This window comes from Rhodobacter calidifons (genome assembly GCF_011174775.1).
GTDB classification, from domain to species: Bacteria; Pseudomonadota; Alphaproteobacteria; order Rhodobacterales; family Rhodobacteraceae; genus Tabrizicola; species Tabrizicola calidifons.
Window position 1 is genome coordinate 1 of the sequence record NZ_JAANHS010000041.1, and the last position, 2799, is coordinate 2799.

Annotated in this window: 3 protein-coding genes and 1 pseudogene; 2 read left to right on the forward strand and 2 right to left on the reverse strand. The window is 67.0% G+C overall.

Annotated elements, in window-relative coordinates:
• Positions 1-418: 418 nt before the first annotated feature.
• On the reverse strand, positions 419-886 hold the full coding sequence (locus tag G8O29_RS18075) for a DEAD/DEAH box helicase family protein (protein WP_242679193.1): 468 nt from the start codon (positions 884-886) through the stop codon (positions 419-421).
• On the opposite strand from G8O29_RS18075, the gene G8O29_RS18080 reads away from it, so the two are divergent.
• Positions 846-1358 carry a phage portal family protein gene (locus tag G8O29_RS18080; RefSeq protein ID WP_207623999.1) on the forward strand — a complete coding sequence of 171 codons (513 nt, stop codon included), beginning with the start codon at positions 846-848 and terminating at the stop codon, positions 1356-1358. The two genes, G8O29_RS18075 and G8O29_RS18080, sit on opposite strands and share 41 nt — an antisense overlap.
• 4 nt (positions 1359-1362) lie before the next feature.
• On the forward strand, positions 1363-2370 hold the full coding sequence (locus G8O29_RS18085) for a head maturation protease, ClpP-related (protein ID WP_166404587.1): 1008 nt from the start codon (positions 1363-1365) through the stop codon (positions 2368-2370).
• Between the two features lie 99 nt (positions 2371-2469).
• Here G8O29_RS18085 and G8O29_RS18645 read toward each other — a convergent pair.
• Positions 2470-2799, reverse strand: a pseudogene (locus tag G8O29_RS18645) (DUF2793 domain-containing protein); the annotation flags it as partial.

Sequence of the window (2799 nt, forward strand, 5' to 3'; positions counted from 1 at the left end):
CAAAAGACCGCACTCGATCACAAGTCCAGACGATCACAAATTCCTTGCAAACCGAGCGGCATCCACAAAAGAAGGTTTGATGGCAGGCCCATTCCCTCCGCCAATTGCCCCCGCGAAAGCGTTCTCCCGATCCGGCTGCAGCCGGATTTTTCGTTGTTTTCGGGGGTTATGCTGGAGGGGCTGAGCACCAGCCTCGCTGCCAGTGGACCTGGAAGCGGTCTCTCCGGGCCGACATTCTCCGGACCTCATGACTGCGCCGGTTTGGTGAATTTTTCATAAGCCCATGTAGATATTGACGAAATTCAAGCCGGTGAAATTGCTTCGATTGGAGTCGCGTTTGCATCTGCCGCGACCGGGTTCGGAAGTTCTCAGGCCATTGCCCGCTCCAGTCGTTGCTTCCGACGCTCCCAATCGGGCATCACTTTGTCGAGTAGCTCGAAGAATGCGGGGCCGTGATGACCGCCTCGTCGATGGCGTAGCGGTGGATCAGCCGCCCGAAGGTCGAAAGCGTGTTCTTCTCCTTCTTCAGCAGGGGCGTGCCGGTGAAGCCGAGGTAGCAGGCCCTGGGCAGGAGGCGCCGCATCTTGGCGGCGAATTGGCTGTAGCCGCCGTAGCGCCCTGTCTGCGTCCTGTGACTCTCGTCGACCAGCACGAAGATGTTCGGGTCGTCGTCCGCCAGCTTGCTGTTCCTCAGCGCCGTGTCGAACTTGTTGATGATCGTGGTGATCAGCGGAGCCTTGTTCTGGACGAGTTCCAGAAGGTGAGCCCCGCTCGTCGCGCGGACCGGCTCCAGGTCGCAGGACTTGAAGGTGTCCTTGATCTGTTTGTCGAGATCATCGCGGTCCGTGACGATGATGATGCGCGGGTTCGCTGATATCGGCGGCATGGGCGCGCGCGGCCTTCCATGTCCCCGCCACGATCTTGGGCTGCTGCAGCACGGTTCGATCGTGCACCAGCTCTGTCGCGCGGTGTGGCAGCGCTGGCTGGAGACGGCGGTGCTCGCGGGTGCGCTCGACGCCGATCCCGCGGCGGCGCGACCGGTGCAATGGATCCCGCCGCGCTGGGACTGGGTCGATCCGCTGAAGGACATCCAGGCGCAGGTGCTGGCGATGGAGGCCGGCATCACCTCGCGGCGCAAGGTGGTCGAGGCGACCGGTTACGACGTCGAGGAAGTGGACCGCGAGAACGCCGCCGACGCCGCGCGCGCGACAGGTCTCGGCCTGCGCTACCGCACCAGCCCAGGCGAGACGCAGGGCGCCCGCGCGACGCCTGCAACGCGGGCCGAGCCCGGCAATGGCGCCGGCAACAACACGGATGGCGGCGCCGTCGCGACCGATCCGGCCACCGAACAGGAGTGACGACATGGCAAACTGGTATGCGATCCGCGTCCGGGGGACCGGTGCGGAAGTGGCGATCTATGACGAGATCGGCGCCTACGGGGTCTCGGCGAAGGGTTTTCTGGCCGAACTGGGCGCACTGCCCGAGGGCACGCCGGTCGATCTGCGGCTCAACAGCCCCGGCGGATCGGTCTTCGATGCGGTCGCGATCCACAACGCGCTGAAACGGCACGCTGGCCCGGTCACGGTCTGGATCGACGGCATCGCCGCCTCGGCCGCCTCCTATATCGCCATGGCGGGCGACGAGATCGTCATGCCCGAGAACGCCTTCCTGATGATCCACAACCCATCGGGGCTGGTGATGGGCACGGCCGAGGACATGCGCGCCATGGCCGAGGCGCTCGACAAGGTGAAAGGCAGCCCCGTCTCGGGCTACGCCGCGAAATCCGGCCGGACGCCGGAGGAAGTGTCCGCGCTCATGGCGGCCGAGACCTGGTTCGACGCTGGCGACGCGGTGGCGCAGGGCTTCGCCGACCGGCTGATCGAGCCTGTCCGGATTGCCGCGAACTTCGACATCGGGCGCTTCCGCAACGCACCGCCTGTCCTGGTTGAAGCGGTCGGGGTCGAGCCGGCGCCCGACAACGAGACCGACGGTGCCGGCACTGAGGTCACCGACGAAACGGGTCAGGTTGAGGACGCCGAAGACGAGCAGGCCGCCGCCGCCGACACCGCTCAGCCGCTGGCCGAGACGCCGCCGCCCAGCGGTGCGCCGCCGGACCCCGCCGCGATCCGGGCGGAGGCCATCGGACATGCCCGCGCCGTGGTCGATCTCTGCCGCCTCGCGGGCCAGCCGCAGATGGCCGGCCGCTTCCTCGAAGAGGACGCGAGCCTCGACGAGGTGCGCACGGCCCTCCTTGCCGCGAAGGCCGAGGCCGAGCCCGAGATCGCACCCCATCACCCGCAACCTGGCCGCTCCTCGGCCGCGCGCCCCTGGGGCGAGATCGTCGCCCGCACCTTCAAGCTGAAAGGATGACACCATGACCACTTTGGTCGAAGGCAAACACCCCGGCGGCTTCCTCGTCTGGGAAGCCTTCCGCGACTACAACCGAGAGACGATCACCGTCGCCGCGGGTGCCTGCAGGGTCGTCAGCGAAATCCGCGTCGCGAAGGTCCAGCCGCCGAGGCCTGCGGCATTGCCGCGCCAGCAGGCCCAGCCTGCGGAGCGCTGGTCGGCCACCGAGTCCACGACGGCAGCCGAGGTCAGACGCCAGCGGCGCATCGAGGCGGCAAGGTTTGCGGCGGCCAGCGTCGGGTGCGACACGGTGCAGACCGAGGTGATGGGCATGCCTTCGGTGGTGATTGTCGTCGTGACCGAGGGCGACCAAGTCGCGATGCGGTTCACTCCGAAATGCGGCTGCAGGGGGAAGTCCCGACCCGAGGGGCGCATCACGTCGATCCATGG